The organism is Sphingosinicella terrae (genome assembly GCF_003347635.1).
GTDB classification, from domain to species: Bacteria; Pseudomonadota; Alphaproteobacteria; order Sphingomonadales; family Sphingomonadaceae; genus Allosphingosinicella; species Allosphingosinicella terrae.
This window is the reverse complement of the sequence record NZ_QDFY01000008.1, coordinates 1-16,952: the sequence shown is the minus strand read 5'-3', so window position 1 is coordinate 16,952 and position 16,952 is coordinate 1. Positions and strand designations below refer to the sequence as shown.

Genomic DNA, 16,952 nt, shown 5'->3' with positions numbered 1-16,952 from the left:
GCCGACTGAACGGCCGATTCATAGGCGGCCCGGCCGGCCGGCTCTGCGCCTGCCGGGTCAAATGCTCACGCGCGCGGGCCGCAGCGCCCTGCGCCGCTTGCAGCCTTGCTCGCTTTGGCCATAATTCACGAACCGATCCCAATCTTTCGAGGGTGGGCCATTGAAGCACAGCGTGGACTTTTTCGGGACGGCACGCCCGGTCATCGCTCTGGACGACGAGTATCCGGCGGGCTTCGTCGACGCCATGCACCAGCATGATCGCACGCAGATCCTCTATGCCTCGTCGGGCGTGATGTCGGTGACCACGCCGGAAACGAGCTTCGTCGTGCCGCCGCAACGGGCGGTGTGGCTGCCGGCCAACACCCCGCACGAAGTGTCGTGCCGGGGGCCGGTCTCGCTCCGCACTCTCTATCTGGAGCCGGGGCTGGGACGCGAGCCGAACCGCTGCCGCGTCATCGAGGTGTCGGATTTCCTCAAGGCTCTGATCCTGGAGGTGGTCACCTTCGAGAGACATTATGATCTCGTCGGCCGCGAAGGCCGGATCGTCCGGCTGCTGCTCGACGAGATCGATTCGATGCCCAATGCGCCTTACGGCGTCCACATGCCGACCGACCGCCGGCTCCTCCGGGTGTGTCGGGAGATCGTCGCCAATCCGGCCGATCCCCGTGACCTCGACGACTGGGCCAGGCTGGCCGGGATGGGCCGGCGCACCTTCACCCGCGCCTTCAAGCATGAGACCGGGATGGGGCTCGCCGTCTGGCGCCAGCAGGTGCGGCTGATGGACGCCTTGTCGATGCTGGCCTCCGGACAGTCGATCACCGTCGTCGCGTTCGAGGTCGGCTATGACAGCCCGAGCGCGTTCAGCGCCATGTTCCGCCGCGCCTTCGGGGTTCCGCCGAGCCAGTACCAGCTTCACTGATCCGCCCGCTGCGAAGGATCAGCCGGCGCCCTCCGCGGCGGCGGTGCGCAGCCGCGAGTGGCGGGCACCGTAGCCGACATAGGTGATCAGGCCGGCCAGCAGATAGGCGAGCAGGATGATGGCGGGGAGCGGCTGGCCGTTGACCGCCTTGAGCCCGATGTCGGCGACGACCGGCAAGGCCAGAGCGAGACAGAGGAGGAGCGCGGCGGCCGGAACGTAGCCGATCCAGACCCGCCCGACCGTGAAGCCGCCGAGCGGGACTCGAAAGCGGCGGGGAAGGTCGGGCCGCTCCGTCCGCAGCCACATCACGCTCAGCGCGACGATCGAGAAGGCGCAGGCGACGCCGATGCTGACCAGATCGGCAAGGAGGCCGATCGGCAGCAGCATCGCCGCGACGGCCGAAATGCCCGCGACGGTCCACGTCCCCATGGCCGGCGTGCACGAGCGCGGATCGACCGCGGCGAAGAGGCGCGGCAGCAGCCCGTCATGCGCCATGGCGTAGCAGATCCGGCTGTGCCCGTAGGTGTTGACGAGGAGCACGGAGGCCAGTCCGGCGATCGCGCCGGCCTTGATGAGCAGGGTGAAGGCCGGAATCCCGATCGCGTCGACGGCCAGCGCGATCGGATCGGGAACCCCGAGCTGGCGATAGGGAACGAGGCCGGTGAGGACCAGGGCGACCAGGATGTAGAGGGTCGTGCACAAGGCGAGTGCCCCGAGGATCCCGATCGGCATGTCGCGCTGCGGGTCGCGCGATTCGAACGCTGCGGTCGAGATGGTCTCGAATCCGAGATAGGCGAAGAAGAGGATCGAGGCTGCGCGCAGCACCCCGCTCATTCCATATTCGAACGGCCCCTCCGACGGCGGAATGAAGGGCTGCCAATTGGCCGGATCGACATAGTTCCAGCCGACCAGGACGAAGGCGACGAGGACGGTGAGCTTGAACACCACCATGATCGCATTGACCTGCGCCGATTGGCGGATTCCGCGGGTAAGCAGGAATGCGAACAAGAGCAAAGATACGGCGGCGGCGAGGTTGAGGCCGCGGCCCAACGCGAAACCGGTGACTCCGCCGCCGTCGGTCACGGCGACGACGAGCGGCGTGCTGATGGCGGCGGGCACGACGATTCCGGCATCGCCGAGCAGGCTCGACAGATAGCCGGACAGGCCGACCGCGAGCGCCGATCCGGCGAGGCCGTATTCGAGCATGAGGAGCCAACCCAGCGTCCAGGCGACGCCTTCGCCCATCGCGGCGTAGCTGTAGCTGTAGGACGAGCCCGACACCGGCAGCGCGGAGGCGAGCTCGGCATAGCACAGGCCGGTGAGCGTGCAGGCCAGTCCGGCAAAGCCGAGCGAGAGGATGACGGCGGGTCCGGCATGATGCGCGGCTGCCGTGCCGGTCATGACGAATATCCCGGCGCCGATGATGCAGCCGACGCCGAGCAGGACCAGCTGGACGGGGCCCAGCGTTCGTCGAAGCGCGTGGAGCCCCGCCTCGCCGGTGAGCGTCTCGATGGGTTTGCGGGCGCGCAGCCCTTGCCTGAATCCGCCCATCCCGCCTCCTCCTCGAAGGGGGCATGGTGGGGCAGGGGGAGCGCGTCCGCGACGCGGAACGGGTCAATGGCCGTCGCGTTCGGGTATGTTCGGCCGGCTGAGCGGCGGGACGGCGAGCGCGCCGGCGGCGACGCCTCAGCCGACCCCTTTCACGCCCTTGAGGATCACGTTTACGGCCATTTCCGCGAGCGCGTCGGCCGAGACCCGCCCCTCGGGCCGGAACCAGTTGTGGGTCCAGTTGATCATGCCGAAGAACAGCATGGTGATCGGCAGGGCGAGCGGTCCGCTCTCAGGACGGATTTCCGCGAGCAGGCCCTCGACGGTGGCGATGATCCGTCGCTGCTTGCCGATGATCTCGGCGCGCGGCGCCGCGGGAAGATTGTCGAGCTCGTTCAGCAGCACCTTCTGGCTGTCCTGCGCATCGACATAGAGTCGCATGAAGGCGAGAGTGAGGGCACGCAGTTTCGCCTCTGCGGTGCCGGCACGCGTCGTTTCCTCCGCCGCCGCGACCAACGCATCGAGATGCGCCGCCATGACCTCGTGGAGGATGTCCTCCTTGGACGGGAAATAATGATAGACGAGCGATTTGGACGCTCTGCAGGCGGCCGCGAGATCGGCGACCGACGCGCCGCGAAAGCCGCGGCGCGCATAGAGCCGCGCCGCCGCCTTGAGGATCGCCTCGCGGCGCTTGTCGTAATCGGGAGATTGCGGCCGGGCCATGCGCCTTGATCGTGCCCGCCGCCGCGGGAGTCCAGAGCGCGGCTGCTACCTTGCCGTGGTCGTCACCCGGCTGGCGGCGTCGCGGCTGTCGTGGAAGGCGATCACCGCGCGGGTCACGTCCTGCATGAACTCCATGCGCTGGACGATCGGGACGGACGTGCGTCCCATCATCACGGCCACGGCATAATGGCGGCCGTCGGGCGCGGTGATGATGCCGATGTCGTTATAGCCGGCCTGGGTGGAGCCGAGCACCTGGCCGGTGCCGGTCTTGTGCGCGATCCGCCAGCCGGGGGCGAGACCGCCGGTCAGCCGCTGGCGGCCGGTACGGGTCTGAGACATGATCGACAGCAGCCGCTCGGTCGATGCGCGCGACAGCAGCTCGCCGCGTTGCAGCCGGGCGAGGCCCTCGACGATGCCCTCGGGCGTGGCGCCGTCGATCGGATCCTCGACATAGGCTTCGAACGCCGTCCGGCGGCGATCCGCGGAGACGCCGGCGCGTGCCTGGTAGAAGGCGCGGCCGATCGAATAGCTCGGCTGCCACTGCAAGCCGGCGATCTGGCTCTGCATCAGCCTTTCGCCCGGACCGAAGCGGACGCCATTGAGCTGGTTGCGCGTCAGCATTTCCCGCACCGCCTCCGGGCCGCCGGCGCGGCGGAGCACGAAGTCGTTGCAGGTATTGTCGCTCTGCGTGATCGCGCGGAACATCAGCTCGCCGATCGTCGTCGTGTAGCTGCCGGTGCCGATCTGCGTGGCGATCGGCTGGTGGAAGAGGGTGAGGTCGTTGCGGGTGAGGGTAACGCGCTGCGACAGGTCGAGCTGGCCGGCGTCGACCCGCTGCAGCGCGGCGATCGCCACCCAGAATTTGCTGACGCTCTGCTGGGGGAAATATCGGTCGCCGTTCCAGCTCGAGGTCCGGCCGGTGGCGACATCGCGGACCGCAATGCCGACATGGCCGTCGAAGCTCTGGCCCAGCTGGCGGATACGGGCATCCAGGATCCGCTGGGCGACGCTGTCGGCGGAGAGAAAGGCGGTGTCGGCGCGGCTGAGCGGCGCCTCGCGCGCCGGTGCATTGGTCTGGCTCTTGCGTGGCTGGGACGACTGCGCCTGGGCGATATAGCCCGCCACTGCCAGCGCCGGCACCAGCGCCAGAATCTGCGCCGTCCTGCCGATTTGCCACTTCCCGCTCACGCTTGCTCCTAAGACCTTCTGCCCCAATGTTTTCATCATAGCCGACTCGTCGTTTCTGTCAGCTTAACCCGCGCTTGCCGGGGACGGGCCGTGTCGATGATGCGGCGGAACGAGTCGGGAACCACTCCGGTCCGCGTCGCTTATCCTCATCTCGTCGACATCGAGCCGACGATCCGTGGCAGGGACGGGATGAAGAGAGTTGATATATTGTAACATTGAGGCTACCGCCGCGTCGGGTCGGCAGGGGGGTCGTCTCGCATTCCTTCTCTTTCCGGAGCCGTCGATGAAGTTTGCCAGCCTGATTGCCGTAACCTCGCTCGCCGCCGCGCCCGCCTGGGCGCAGGAGGCGATGACGGCGCCGCCGAGGAGCGACGGCGCGTCGGTCCAGGACCATGTCCATGAGGATCTCGGCCCCGAGATCGTCGTTACCGCGCCCTTCGTTCGCGATCTCAACCTTCTTGCCGGCACCGCGACGCTCAGCGGCAGCGACCTGGTACGCGAGATGCGCCCTCAACTCGGCGAGACCCTGACCCGGCTTCCGGGAGTCTCCGCGACCTCTTTCGGCCCCGGCGCCTCGCGGCCGGTGCTGCGCGGCTTCCAGGGCGAGCGCGTCCGCGTGCTCGTCGACGGCATCGGCTCGATCGACGTCTCCAATACCTCCGCGGACCACGCCGTCACCATCGATCCGATCACCTCGGACCGGATCGAGGTCCTGCACGGCCCGGCCGTTCTCCTTTTCGGCAGCCAGGCGATCGGCGGCGCCGTCAACGTCTTCGACCGGCGCATTCCGCGCCGCGTGCCGGAAGATCCGGTTCATGTCGACGCGCTCGCCAGCTACGCGACCGCGGCCGACGAGATCAGCGTCGCCAGCGGCGTCGATTTCGGCGTCGGCGACGGCCTCGTCCTCCATGTCGACGGCAGCTGGCGCGATTCGGATGATCTGCGCGTCGGCGGCCGCATCGTCTCGCCGCTGCTGCGGGACGAACTCCTCGAGATGGCCGCCGAAGAGGAAGCGGAAGGCCATGTCGAGGAAGCCGAGGAAGCGCGCGAATTCGCGAATCTCCGCGGCCGCCTGCCGAACAGCGCCACCCGGACCTGGACGGCCGGAGCCGGGCTCGCTTTGATCCGCGACGGCGGCAATCTCGGTTTCTCCTTCTCCGTCTATGATAGCCGCTACGGCGTTCCGACACGCCCCGGCGCTCACCATGCCCACGAGGAGGGAGAGGAAGGAGAGGAGGAGGAAGCCGAGGAGGGGCCGGTCACGCTCGACCTGCGCCAGTATCGCGGCGACCTGCGCGCCGAGGTCGAGACCGGCGGCGGCTTCCTCGATCGCATTCGCGTCCGGCTTGCCGCGGCCGATTACGAGCATATTGAATTCGAGGGTGCCGAAGTCGGCACAGTGTTTCGTACCCAGGGCCTCGAGGGCCGTATCGAGGCCGTCCAAGCGGAGCGGGGCGGCTGGCGCGGAGTCATAGGCGGCCAGTTCTTCCTGCGGGATTTCGAGGCGATCGGCGCGGAAGCGTTCGTGCCGCCCAACGACACCAGCCAGATCGGACTCTTCGCCCTGCAGGAGGTCGAGCTCGGGCCGCTGGAGTTCGAAGGCGCCATCCGCTTCGAGCATAGCCAGGTCGCTGCGCCGATCCGCGGCGTCGAGCGTAGCTTCAACGCATTGTCGCTGGCCGGCGGGGCCTCGTTCGAGGTCGCGCCGCGCATTCGGATCGGCGCCAACGTCTCGCGCTCGGAACGGGCGCCGTCGGCCGAGGAGCTGTTCTCCTTCGGTCCCCATGTCGCCACCCAGGCCTTCGAGGTCGGCGATCCCACCCTCGACAAGGAGCGCAGCCTGGGCGGCGAGCTCTATGCGCGGGCGACGGCGCACGGCTTCCAGCTCAACGCCACCCTCTTCGCCAACCGTTTCGACGATTACATCTTCCAGGCCGCGACCGGCGAGGAAGAGGACGGTCTCCCGGTCTTCCGCTATTTCCAGAGCGACGCCACCTATTGGGGTGTCGAGTTCGGTGCCTCGGCGCCGCTCGGCTATGTCGGCCGCTGGCGGCTCAGTGTCGACGGTGTCGCCGACTATGTCGAGGCGACGATCCGGAACGGAGGCGGCCCGGTCCCGCGCATCCCGCCGCTACGCCTGCTCGGCGGCGTCGAGGCGGAATCGGAGGCGTTTGACGGCCGCGTCGAGGTCGAGCACGTCTTCGAGCAGGACCGCGTCGCCGAATTCGAGACCCCGAGCGAGGGCTTCACATTCGTCAACGCGTCGGTCACCTGGCGACCCTGGGGCCGGCGCAATCCGACCAGCCTGATCCTCGCCGCGAACAACATCTTCGACGTCGAGGCCCGACGACACGCCTCCTTCACCAAGGATTTCGCGCCTTTGGCCGGCCGCGACATCCGCTTGAGCGCTCGAATCAGCTTCTGAAGCCGGCCGCGCCCGATCCGGGCGCGGCCGCTTCGCGACATCCTGCGACAAAATTCCCGGCGCGCCGACAAACGCACGCGACAACGTCCCTTCATATCGGCACCATCGAAGGTTTCACCCGAAGGGACATCCACATGAACAAGAAGCTCGTCTTTTCTGCCGGCGCCGCGCTGGCGATCGCCGCCGGAGCGGCCGCCGTCGCGCAGCCGGCCGGCGCACCGCGCGCCGACCGCAATGCCGACGTTACGCGTCAGCAGGTTATCGAACGCGCCGACCAGCGTTTCGCGCGTCTCGACACCAACCGTGACGGCCGCGCCACCCGCGAGGAGGCGCAGCAGGCCGGGGAGCAGCGACGGGCCGAACGGGCCGGCCGTGCCTTCGACCGGCTCGATCTCGATCGCGACGGCAGCGTCACCCGCGCCGAGTTCGACCAAGCCCGCGCCCAGCGCGCGGAGCAGCGGTCGGAGCGACGGGCGGAGCGCGGCGAGCGCGGGGAACGCCGAGGCTTCCGCCGCGGCCGCGGCCGCGGCATGCATGCCATGCACGGCGGCCGGATGTTCGGCGAGCAGGGCTTCGTCACATTGGAGCAGATGCGCGAGCGCGCGCTGGCCCGCTTCGATCGGCTCGACGCCAATCGCGACGGTACCCTCACCGCCGCCGAGCGCCGGCAGGGCCGCGAGCAGATGCGCGAGCAGCGGCGCGAGCGCCGCGGCGGCGACAACGGCTGACGACTTCCACGTCGTCAGAACGGGAAGGGCGGCCTGGCGGCCGCCCTTTTTCGTGGGCGTGGCGGGGCGGCCTGGCGGACCCGCATGGCCGTCGCGCGGCGGCCGTAAGGCCCTGTTTGTCGGAAACTTTTCGGTCGAGGTTGATGCGGATCAAGCCGTGCCGCCGGATTCCGTGGCACAGGAGGCTGGGGCGATTCCGACAGGGGGGAAAGTGGTCTATTACCGGCTTTACCTGATGAACCGGCCTGAAGGCCGCTTCGTCGGCTTCGAGGAGATCGAGGCGCCGGACGATGTCGAGGCGGTCCGCGCCGCCGAGCGCCATTGCGGCCGCCAGCCGCTCGAATTGTGGTGCGGCAAGCGCAAGGTGAAGACCTTTCCCCCGCGCGAGGATGCGGATCAGAGCGATTTCTAGTCGGATGGGATCATCCGACGTCTCCGAAATCGCGACATATCAAGCTCCTAGACCGGATGATTTGATGCCATCAGATCACGTACGGACTAGACGAACCCGCGCTCCCGATTTTCCCCGCCGTCAGGCTCCGCAGGATCATGCTCGGGTCGCCCGGGGCAGGGCGGCCCAACATGACCGGACGAAGTGCCGTTGAGGGGTTTCTTCAGCGCGGAGGGTCCGAGGCACGATCGGTGGCGCCTCTCCTCAGTCAACTCTGCGCGCCGGGCTCCCTCGGCAGCACGATCCGCGCAGTCAGGCCGCCGCCTTCGCGATTCTCCAGCTCCAGGCTTCCGCCATGCGCCTGCGCGGCCGCCCGGGCGAGCGTGAGTCCGAGTCCGGTGCCGCCGGTCTCCCGGCTTCGCGACGGCTCGATCCGATAGAAGGCCTCCTGCACCCGGGCCAACTCGCCCGGCTCGATGCCCGGTCCCCGATCGGACACCACGATGGCGACGCCGTCGGCGACGGCGCGCACCGCCACTACGGCCGAGCCGGCATATTTGACCGCATTCTCGATCAGGTTGCGGATGGCGCGCCTCAGCAGGTTGGGCTGCACCTTGGCGGTCAGCCGCTCGCCGGCCTCCATCTCGACCTTGCGGCCGAGCGAATGGAACTCCTCGACCACGGCATCGGCGAGCGCCCCGAGATCGACCGCCCGCAGCGGCTCGACCGCTCTTCCCGAGCGGGCGAGCGCCAGCGTGTCGTCGAGCATCGACGCCATCTCCTCGATCGTCGCGATCATGCGCTCGCCTTCCTCTTCGGGCTCGACGCTCTCCGCGCGTATCCGCAGCGAGGCGAGCGGCGTCCGCAAATCGTGGCCGATGGCGCCGAGCATCCGATCCTTCTCGTCGAGCATCGCGCTCACCCGCTCGCCCATCGCGTTGAAGGCGTTGATCGCGCGGGCGAGGTCGGCCGGGCCGCTCGGCTCCACCCGCGGCACCTCGCCGCGACCCTGGAAGCGCTCGGCGGCGCGGGTGAGGTCGCGCAGCGGCCGCGCGATGCGGGCGGCCACCCAGACCATCGCCGCCAGGATGAGGAGATAGGTGAGCAAGGTGGCGACCAGTGGCCGGACCATGATCCAGGGATCGGGCCGGCGTGCCATCACCCGCGAATTGACCCAGCTGCCGTCCTCGAGCTGGGCAGACAGGATGAGCGCTCGCCACCGCCGCATCCGCCGTTCCAGCCGCGCCAGATCGTTCGCCCCTTCGATGCGGCGCAATTCGGGCGGAACGGGAAGGTCGTCGCTGAACGTCGCCCGCACCTCGCGCAGCGCCAGGCCCTGCGCCTGCGCCGCCTCGCGAAGCCTTTCGACGAGCTGGGGATCGGCCGCTTCGGGGGCGACCAGGCTGGCCGCATCGATCGAGAGCAGCCCGCGCCGGTGCCGCCGTTCCGGCAGCATCTCGTCGCGATCGTCCGGGGACAGCGGCGCCAGCCGCTGCACGAGCAGGACGAAGCGGGCGATGGCGGGGCCTTCGATCTGGGCGCGGTTGACCCGCTGGCGCTCGCTCAGCACCAGCGTGAAGTTGATCGCCTGCGCAATGAGCAGGGCGATCGCCATGACCAGGGCGATCTGGCCGATCAGGCTCCTCGGCAGCAAAGGCCTCAGCACGGCACGCTCAAAGCTTCCGGACCTCGGCGGCGAACATGTAGCCGCCGCCCCAGACGGTCTTGATCAGCTTGGGATCGGACGCATTCTCCTCGATCTTCTTCCTCAGCCGGCTGATATGATTGTCGATGCTGCGCTCGAACGCCGCCAGCTCGCGCCCTTGCGTGAGGTCGAGCAGCTGGTCCCGGCTCAGCACCCGCCGCGGCCGCGTCACTAGCGCGTGGAGCAGGCTATATTCGCCCGATGACAGCGGGATCGCGACGCCGTCCTGGTCGACCAGCTCGCGTTCGCCCGATTTCAGGACCCAAGGTCCGAAGGCGTAGGATTCGCTGTCCTCCGCCTGGACACGGCCCCCCGAATCGCCGGCGCGCCGCAGCACCGCCTTGATCCGGGCGAGCAGCTCGCGAGGACTGAACGGCTTGGTGACATAATCGTCGGCGCCGATCTCGAGGCCGACGATCCGGTCTGTCTCCTCGGCCTTGGCGGTGAGCAGGATGACCGGGATCGTGCTCGTCGCCCGGATATAGCCGGTGAGCTGTAGCCCGTCCTCGCCCGGCATCATGATGTCGAGCAGGACGAGATCGATCGCATAAGCGGCGAGGGTCTGGCGGGCTTCGGCGGCATTGGCCGCCTTGGATACCCGCACGCCGTTGCGCGACAGATAGGCGGCCAGGGGATCGCGAATGTCGCGCTCGTCGTCGACGAGAAGGACGTGCGGCTCGTCATTCTGTCCGTTTGTCTTGGGTGCCATCTCTTCTTCCTGACGCTCGTTCTGTGCGCCTTCTCGACACTCCACCGGCGACGGGCCGGAAGGGGGCGTCCGGCGAATGCGCCGTCGTCCGACTTTCGCTTCACTAACCCCCTGGCCGAACCTTTCCAGCCTCAGTGTGTCTCACTTTGTCGCCAATTGTCTCCGTCGGAGCCGGCGCGCATAACGGACCCGTCATGAGTTTCGATCCCCGCAAGGCCGCCTCGCTCGCCAGGTCCGCGCTCGCCCGCGGCGACTTGATCGCCGCCTATGACGTCACCGTCTCGGCGATCGCGGGGGGCGATCCGTCGAGCGAGATACGGCACCAGCAGGTGCTCGCTCTGGCCCGAATGGGCGACGCCGACCGCGCCATGGAGCGCTTCGCCGCTTATGGGCTCGAATCCTCCACCGACCCCCACGAGCGAGCCGTCGGCGCGCGGCTGCTCAAGGACCGCGCACTCGCCCTCGCGCCGGGGGCGGAACGGCAGGCCGCGCTGAAGGCGGCCTTCGAAGCCTATCACTCGATATTCGCCGCCAGCCGGGATGCCTTTCCCGGGATCAACGCCGCCACCCTTGCTCTGCTTGCGGGGGAGGAGGCGCAGGCGCGCGGTCTTGCCGAAGCGCTGCTCGCGGACCCCGAGGTCGCGGCGTCCAGGGATTATTATGCCGCCGCCACCCGGGCCGAGGCGCTGCTCGTGCTCGGGCGACTCGCCGAAGTCACCGAGGCGCTCCGGATGTCGGCGATCCGCGACAGCGTCGATCATGGAGCCCGCTCGACCACGGCCCGCCAGCTCGCGATGGTCGCACGGCATCGTGGTCTCGACGACGCGTCGCGCACCGAGTTGCTCAAGCCGCTGGTGCCGCCGAGGGTGGCGCACTTCGCCGGCCACATGTTCGCGGCCGACGCGGCGGCGGAGGCACGGCTGCGCGAGGCCGTCGACATCGCGCTCGAGGCCGAGACGGTCGGCTTTGCCTATGGCGCGCTCGCCTGCGGCGCCGACATCGTCATCGCCGAGGCGGCGCTCGCCCGCGGTGCTGAGCTCCATGTCGTCCTGCCCTTCGCCGAGCTCGATTTCCTCGAGCAGTCGGTCCGCCCGGGGGGCGAGGGCTGGATCGGCCGATACAATGCCTGCGTCGTCCGCGCCGCCAGCGTCACCATCGCCAGCGCCGTCGAATTTTTCGGAGACCCGGCTCAATATGGCTATGGCAGCCGGATGGCGATGGGCATGGCCAGGCTTCGCGCCGAGCATCTCGGGGGCGAAGCCGTCCAGATCGCCGTCTGGGACGGGATCGCCTCCGACGGCCCCGCCGGCACCGGCGCCGACATTGCCGCCTGGCGCGAGCAGGGCGGTCGCACGATCGTCATCGACCCCGGGCTCGTCGAGCGCCGTCTCGATCGGCCTGCTGCTGGAACGGGCACGGCGACGACGGGCGGGGCTTTCGAGCGCACGCTCGCCGCCATCCTGTTCACCGATTTCGTCGGCTTCTCGACCTTGAAGGAAGCGGCGCTGCCCGCCTTTTGCGATGGCGTCATGCGCGAGATCGCCGATGTGCTCGACGCCCATGCCGATCGGGTCGAATGCCGCAACAGCTGGGGCGATGCGCTCTATGCGGTCACGGACAATGCCGCCGCCGCCGCCCGGATCGCGCTCCAGCTACAGGAGCGGCTCGCCGCGATCGATTATACCCGCCTCGGCCTCGATCCGGGCGGAGGCGGCATGCGGATCGGCGTGCATTACGGGCCTGCCTTCCGCACCACCGATCCGATCACCGGCCGCACCACCTTTTACGGTACCGAGGTCTCCAAGACGGCGCGGATCGAGCCGGTGACGCCGCCCGGCGCCGTCTTCGTCACCGAGCCGTTCGCCGCGATCCTCGCTTTGGAAGCCGGCCGCGGCTTCACCTGCCGCTATGTCGGCCGCATCCCGCTCGCCAAGAATTACGGCGACTATCCGATGTACCGCCTGACGAAAGGCGGGTGACGCGCCGACTTGCCCTGAATCCTTGGCCCTCCCCCGTGAGGGGGAGGGCAGGGTGGGGGCGTTCGGTGACGGAGGGTTCGAACCATCCGTCCAAGCTGGCGTCGAACTGATCTCAACCGCTAGCCGCGTTCGCCTGCCGTGGACGGGCTCGGCGCCGGCGCCGGCGCCGCCATCGATTCCGGCAGGCTCTGGGCGTGCTGGTAGTGCATCTGGATGGCCGGAACGGTGCGCTGGGCGAATCCGCGCAGCGCCTCGTTGTCGCCGCCCGAGGCAAAGCCCTGGTGCAGGTTGAGCGCTTCCTGGTGAGCGGCGATCTGGGCACGCTTGTAGGCGCTGTCGAAATTGGCCGGGCCGGCCGCGCGCAGCTCGTCGAGCATCTGCTGGTGGTGCGGCGCCATCATCGGCGGCGGCGGGTTCATGCCCTGCTGCCGGGCGATGGCGGTCGCCTCGTTGGTGGTACGGGTATGATCGTTGATCATCATCTGCGCGAACTGGCGCACGGCCGGATTCTGGGACTGCTGGAGCGCCAGCCGGCTCGATTCGATTTCGAACATGTCCGAGCTTGCCGCCATGCGCAGATAGCCGGGCGCGCTGGTCGGCGACATGGCGTCCGCCGTGCTCGCGGGCGGCGCGTCGTCGGCATTGGTGGCGCAGGCGGCGGACAATGCGGCCGCGCCGATGGCCAGGACGAGTGCTTTCATGATGGTCTCCCTGTTCGCCCCCGCCCCCTCGCCAATACGCCGCTGGCATGAGGCGGTTCCGGAGGTCGAAGGCACCGCCGTGAAAGGCAGGCTGCAGGTTTACCTATGTTGGCAAGAATGTTGCGCCTGCCGGCCGATTGACCATCCCGGAATCGGCGGCGGCTGTTCGCTAGCCCGCGGCCGGCAGCTTCGCTCGCCCCGCCGCCGAGCCTCCTATAATAAACGTGAGACGTCGCGAACCATTTGTCGGAGCTCGAATGAGGAACATCACGCCAGGGTCTGGGACGTGGCTCGACGCGATCGGGGTCGAGATAGACGAAGGGGCGACCTTCGGCTTCGAGCATCCCGCCGAGATCCATCTCGAGCCGCCGCTCAACGTCCGTCGCGGTATCTATGATGTCGAGTTCATCGGCGGCTTCACCTATCTGGGCGGTCGCGAGACCTTGCTGCGCCACGTCTGGATGATCGGCCGATTTTGCGCCATCGCCAGCAATGTCGTTGCGGGCCAGGTCGAACACCCTACCGATTTCCTGTCGCCCAGCCCGATATTCGCCCGCTCCTTCCAATGGCCGCAACTCGAGGCCTTCCGGGCCGCCAATCCCGAGATGACCGAGAAATCCGCCCGGGCGACCGCGGACTATCTCGGCCGCCGCTTCGACCGCATCCGGATCGGGAATGACGTGTGGATCGGGGAGGGGGCCTTCATCCGACGGGGCGTTTCGATCGGCGATGGCGCGATCGTCGCATCCCGCTCCGTCGTCACCGGGGATGTGCCGCCTTATGCCATCGTCGGCGGCACGCCCGCCCGGATCATCCGCTACCGCTTCGAGGCGCCCGTCGTCGACGACCTGCTTCGGCTGTCATGGTGGACATACGGTCTCAGCGCCCTTCACGATGTCGATTTCACCGATATCCATCAGGCGCTGAAGACGATCGAACGCAATATCGTCTCGGGCCGGGCTCAGCCCTACGAGACCCCGATCGTCCGCATCGATGCGCAAGGCGAGCTCAGCCGCTGGCGCTACGATGCCGATGCCCAGCGCCTGCTGGCCGCCTGACCCTAGCCTCGTCGCGGAAGCTCAGGGGCGAGGGATCCCGAACGTCTCGAAGGGCTCGGCCGCCCGTGGATCGTCGGCGAGCGCCTGCGCGATCGCGCTCCGACCCTCCGCTTCCCGCCCCAGCCGGACCGTCGCCACCGCCCGCGCGTAGCGATAGGCCGCCAGCTCCGGCTGGAGCGCCAGCGCCGCATCGAAATCGGCGAGGGCGCCGTTCCAGTCCTCCTCGCCCAGCCGGATCAGTCCCCGGTGGAAGAAGGCGTCGGAGAAGGTCGGATCGGCAGCGATCGCGCGCTCGACGTCGGCGCGGGCGCGCTCGGTGTCGCGGAGCCCGAGATAAGCGGCGGCACGGCCGTCCAGGGCGTCGGCGTCGCGTGGGTCGAGCGTGGCGGCGCGGCCGAAATCCTCCGCCGCCGCCGCATAATCCGCCATGCCCAGTCGGATGCTGCCGCGATTGAGGTAGCTGGTGCCGTCGTTCGGATCGAGCGCCACCGCCTGTTCGTAATCGGCCAGGGCGTCGTCGAGCTGGTCGAGCCGGTGCCGCGCGAAGCCGCGATTGGCATAAGCCGCCGCCAGCTGCGGATCGATGGAGAGCGCGGAGTCGAGATCGGTAATCGCCCGGTCCCACTGCTCCGACTGGATATGCGCGTGGCCGCGCTCCAGATGATAGTCCGCGCGGCCGGGCTCGATCGCGATCGCCCGGTCGAAATCGGCGATCGCGCGCGACCAGTCGCCGAGGCCGCCATGAGCGGATCCGCGGTTGAACCAGGCGTTCCCCTCCTCCGGGATCAGCCGCACCACCTCGTCATAATCGGCAACGGCGCCCCGATAGTCGGCCTGGAGCAGGCGGACGCGGCCGCGATAGAAATAAGGCGTGGCGCGCTGGGCGGGCTCGAGACCGTCCAGCTCGAGCAGGGCGTTGCAGGCGGCGACAACCTGCTCGTGCGGCACCGTTCCCTCCTCGGCGGCGCAGACGGCCCAGTCGTCCTGCATCGCCGGCGCCGCCGCCACGGCCGCGATGAAGAGCATGAGAATGTTCATTGGCGTTCCCCCCTGCCGGACTCCCCGCCGCCTGCCGGCACCTGACCGGCGAAGCGCCATCGGAGATTAGTCATTGCCAGGGCGAAGGGAAGGCACGACCGAAAGCGGCCGCAGGCATGCTTCATGATCGAGGATTTTTGGTGAGCCCAGCAGGATTCGAACCTGCGACCTACTGATTAAAAGTCAGTTGCTCTACCGACTGAGCTATGGGCCCTCACCAGGGAGCGAAACCACCTAGGAGCGAGGATCGGCCCGGTCAACCGGAACGCCTCGCCTCAGCCGGTGCCTGAGCTGGCGGACGGTCAGACCGGTGAGCGGATCGCGCCAGCCCGGCGCCACGTCGGCGAGCGGATCGAGGACGAAGCCGCGCTTGCGGAATTCGGGATGCGGCACGGTCGGGCCCGGCCCGCCCCAGGGCCCGCCGGACCACAGGATGATGTCGAGGTCGATCACCCGCGGCCCCCATCGCTGCCCCGGCCGGCGGCCGAACTCCGCTTCGATGCGCTTCAGCGCCGCGAGCAGCGCGTCGGGCGCGAGGCGGCTGGTCAGGATCGCCGCGGCATTGGCGAAGCCGCGGCCGGCCGGGCCGAGCGCCGGAGTGGATCGGATCGGGGATAGGGAATCGACCGTGCCGAGCGCCGCCAGCGCCTGCACGGCCGCCGCGACCACCGCGGCGGGCGATCCGTGGCGGCCGTGGCGCCGGTTCGAGCCGATCGCGATCGCGTAGCTTGTCTTCCCCATGGCCGCCCGCCTAGACCGCTTTGCGTCCCGGCGAAATGCTCGCCGGACCCATCTCCGCCTGTCCCTTCGAGACGAAAGCCACTCTCCTTCGATGCGCCTCGCCAGTCCGGTCCCCGAAGCGGAAGCTCCGCGCAACTGTCCGCTCTGTCCGCGGCTCGTCGGCCTGCGCCACGAGCTGCGCGCGCAACATCCCGACTGGTGGAACGCACCGGTGCCCGCTTTCGGCGATCGCGGTGCCTGGCTCGGCATCGTCGGGCTGGCGCCCGGCATGTTCGGCGCCAATCGCACCGGCCGGCCCTTCACCGGCGACCATGCCGGAATCCTCCTCTACCGGACGCTCGTCCGCTACGGCCTCGCCGAGGGCGACTATGCCGAGCGGATCGACGACGGCCTCAGGCTCACCGGCGCGGTCATCCTCAACGCGGTCAAGTGCCTGCCGCCCCAGAACAAGCCGCTGCCGGAGGAGATCGCCACCTGCCGGCCCTATTACGAAGCCTCGCTCGCGGCCTTGCCCGGCATTCGCATCCTGATCGCGCTCGGCCAGATCGCCCATGTTTCGGCGGTCCGGACCGCCGGCGGCCGCCAAGCCGCGTACAAGTTCGGCCATCTCGCCGAGCACCGGCTGCCCGACGGGCGCATCCTCATCGATAGCTATCACTGCTCGCGCTACAACCAGAATACCGGCCGCCTCACCGCCGAGATGTTCGAGGCGGTGTTCGCGCGAGCGCTCGCGGTGAGGGGGGAGCTCGATCGAACGGAAGCTTGACATTCCGTTCTATGTATGTTCCAATGAAACTTGGCTGAACCAGGCGCAGCGTCCGTCCTCGCCCAGCGTCCGGCAGCCCGAAGGCCCAGGCGCCGCGCCGGCTCCAGCCGTCGATTCCCCGGATATCTCTGCTCGGCTTGGCCCTCGGCCGGACGGCGAACGTGGCTCTTTGACAATCGAAGAGGAATAACGGCCGCGGAGCGAGCCTCGGCGCTCCCGGCGAGCGGCGGGCGCGCTTAAAATTGATGGGGTGGACGCCCCCCGATGGCATCTATGTGCCAAGATGGTGGTGTCGAACGACCATCGAAGGGAGGCGTCCATGGGCGAGGTTAC

15 protein-coding genes and 1 tRNA gene are annotated in these 16,952 nt (G+C 68.7%); 7 read left to right on the top strand and 9 right to left on the bottom strand.

Annotation, left to right across the window (positions count from 1 at the left end; all coding sequences use genetic code 11):
- The first annotated feature begins 160 nt into the window (after positions 1 to 160).
- A complete protein-coding gene (locus DDE10_RS15645) occupies positions 161 to 919 on the top strand; it encodes an AraC family transcriptional regulator (RefSeq protein WP_284734699.1) in 759 nt (252 codons plus the stop codon).
- 18 nt (positions 920 to 937) lie between these two features.
- Here DDE10_RS15645 and DDE10_RS15640 read toward each other — a convergent pair whose 3' ends face one another.
- From DDE10_RS15640 to bla, 3 genes are all read right to left on the bottom strand, one after another.
- Positions 938 to 2,470 (bottom strand): APC family permease, encoded by a 1,533-nt coding sequence (locus DDE10_RS15640; protein ID WP_114953727.1) that lies wholly within the window; start codon positions 2,468 to 2,470, stop codon positions 938 to 940.
- Positions 2,471 to 2,605: 135 nt separating this feature from the next.
- Positions 2,606 to 3,190 (bottom strand): TetR/AcrR family transcriptional regulator, encoded by a 585-nt coding sequence (locus DDE10_RS15635; protein ID WP_114953726.1) that lies wholly within the window; start codon positions 3,188 to 3,190, stop codon positions 2,606 to 2,608.
- Between the two features lie 45 nt (positions 3,191 to 3,235).
- Positions 3,236 to 4,378, bottom strand: coding sequence for a class A beta-lactamase (gene bla / locus DDE10_RS15630; protein WP_284734698.1), 1,143 nt, complete (start codon positions 4,376 to 4,378; stop codon positions 3,236 to 3,238).
- A 283-nt stretch (positions 4,379 to 4,661) separates the two neighbouring features.
- Here bla and DDE10_RS15625 point away from each other — a divergent pair, with 283 nt between their 5' ends.
- From DDE10_RS15625 to DDE10_RS15615, 3 genes are all read left to right on the top strand, one after another.
- Entirely contained in the window at positions 4,662 to 6,803 is a 2,142-nt protein-coding gene (locus DDE10_RS15625; protein WP_114953725.1) for a TonB-dependent receptor, read from the top strand.
- A 134-nt stretch (positions 6,804 to 6,937) separates the two neighbouring features.
- Positions 6,938 to 7,531: an EF-hand domain-containing protein gene (locus tag DDE10_RS15620; protein ID WP_114953724.1), complete on the top strand. Its 594-nt coding sequence runs from the start codon at positions 6,938 to 6,940 to the stop codon at positions 7,529 to 7,531.
- Positions 7,532 to 7,766: 235 nt separating this feature from the next.
- Entirely contained in the window at positions 7,767 to 7,943 is a 177-nt protein-coding gene (locus tag DDE10_RS15615) for a hypothetical protein (protein ID WP_162806658.1), read from the top strand.
- A 247-nt stretch (positions 7,944 to 8,190) separates the two neighbouring features.
- Here DDE10_RS15615 and DDE10_RS15610 read toward each other — a convergent pair whose 3' ends face one another.
- Complete coding sequence (locus DDE10_RS15610) at positions 8,191 to 9,588, bottom strand: sensor histidine kinase (RefSeq protein ID WP_162806657.1); 1,398 nt, start codon at positions 9,586 to 9,588, stop codon at positions 8,191 to 8,193.
- A 7-nt stretch (positions 9,589 to 9,595) separates the two neighbouring features.
- On the bottom strand, positions 9,596 to 10,336 hold the full coding sequence (locus DDE10_RS15605; protein ID WP_114953721.1) for a response regulator: 741 nt from the start codon (positions 10,334 to 10,336) through the stop codon (positions 9,596 to 9,598).
- Positions 10,337 to 10,530: 194 nt separating this feature from the next.
- On the opposite strand from DDE10_RS15605, the gene DDE10_RS15600 reads away from it, so the two are divergent.
- On the top strand, positions 10,531 to 12,315 hold the full coding sequence (locus tag DDE10_RS15600; RefSeq protein ID WP_114953720.1) for an adenylate/guanylate cyclase domain-containing protein: 1,785 nt from the start codon (positions 10,531 to 10,533) through the stop codon (positions 12,313 to 12,315).
- A gap of 119 nt (positions 12,316 to 12,434) precedes the next feature.
- Here the strand turns inward: DDE10_RS15600 and DDE10_RS15595 are convergent, their stop codons facing one another.
- Entirely contained in the window at positions 12,435 to 13,016 is a 582-nt protein-coding gene (locus tag DDE10_RS15595) for a DUF4142 domain-containing protein (RefSeq protein WP_114953719.1), read from the bottom strand.
- 257 nt (positions 13,017 to 13,273) lie between these two features.
- Between DDE10_RS15595 and DDE10_RS15590 the strand changes: the two genes are divergently transcribed.
- On the top strand, positions 13,274 to 14,074 hold the full coding sequence (locus DDE10_RS15590) for a CatB-related O-acetyltransferase (protein ID WP_114953718.1): 801 nt from the start codon (positions 13,274 to 13,276) through the stop codon (positions 14,072 to 14,074).
- A 21-nt stretch (positions 14,075 to 14,095) separates the two neighbouring features.
- Here DDE10_RS15590 and DDE10_RS15585 read toward each other — a convergent pair whose 3' ends face one another.
- The 3 genes from DDE10_RS15585 to folK all read right to left on the bottom strand — a co-directional run bounded on the left by DDE10_RS15585 (position 14,096) and on the right by folK (position 15,853).
- Positions 14,096 to 15,112 carry a tetratricopeptide repeat protein gene (locus DDE10_RS15585; protein WP_162806656.1) on the bottom strand — a complete coding sequence of 339 codons (1,017 nt, stop codon included), beginning with the start codon at positions 15,110 to 15,112 and terminating at the stop codon, positions 14,096 to 14,098.
- Positions 15,113 to 15,250: 138 nt separating this feature from the next.
- Positions 15,251 to 15,326 (bottom strand) — tRNA-Lys (locus tag DDE10_RS15580).
- Between the two features lie 20 nt (positions 15,327 to 15,346).
- The gene (gene folK / locus DDE10_RS15575) at positions 15,347 to 15,853 is read right to left on the bottom strand and encodes a 2-amino-4-hydroxy-6-hydroxymethyldihydropteridine diphosphokinase (protein ID WP_114953716.1); all 507 of its coding nucleotides are present in this window, start codon (positions 15,851 to 15,853) and stop codon (positions 15,347 to 15,349) included.
- 91 nt (positions 15,854 to 15,944) lie between these two features.
- Between folK and DDE10_RS15570 the strand changes: the two genes are divergently transcribed.
- Complete coding sequence (locus tag DDE10_RS15570) at positions 15,945 to 16,619, top strand: uracil-DNA glycosylase (RefSeq protein ID WP_114953715.1); 675 nt, start codon at positions 15,945 to 15,947, stop codon at positions 16,617 to 16,619.
- The last annotated feature ends 333 nt before the right edge of the window (positions 16,620 to 16,952 follow it).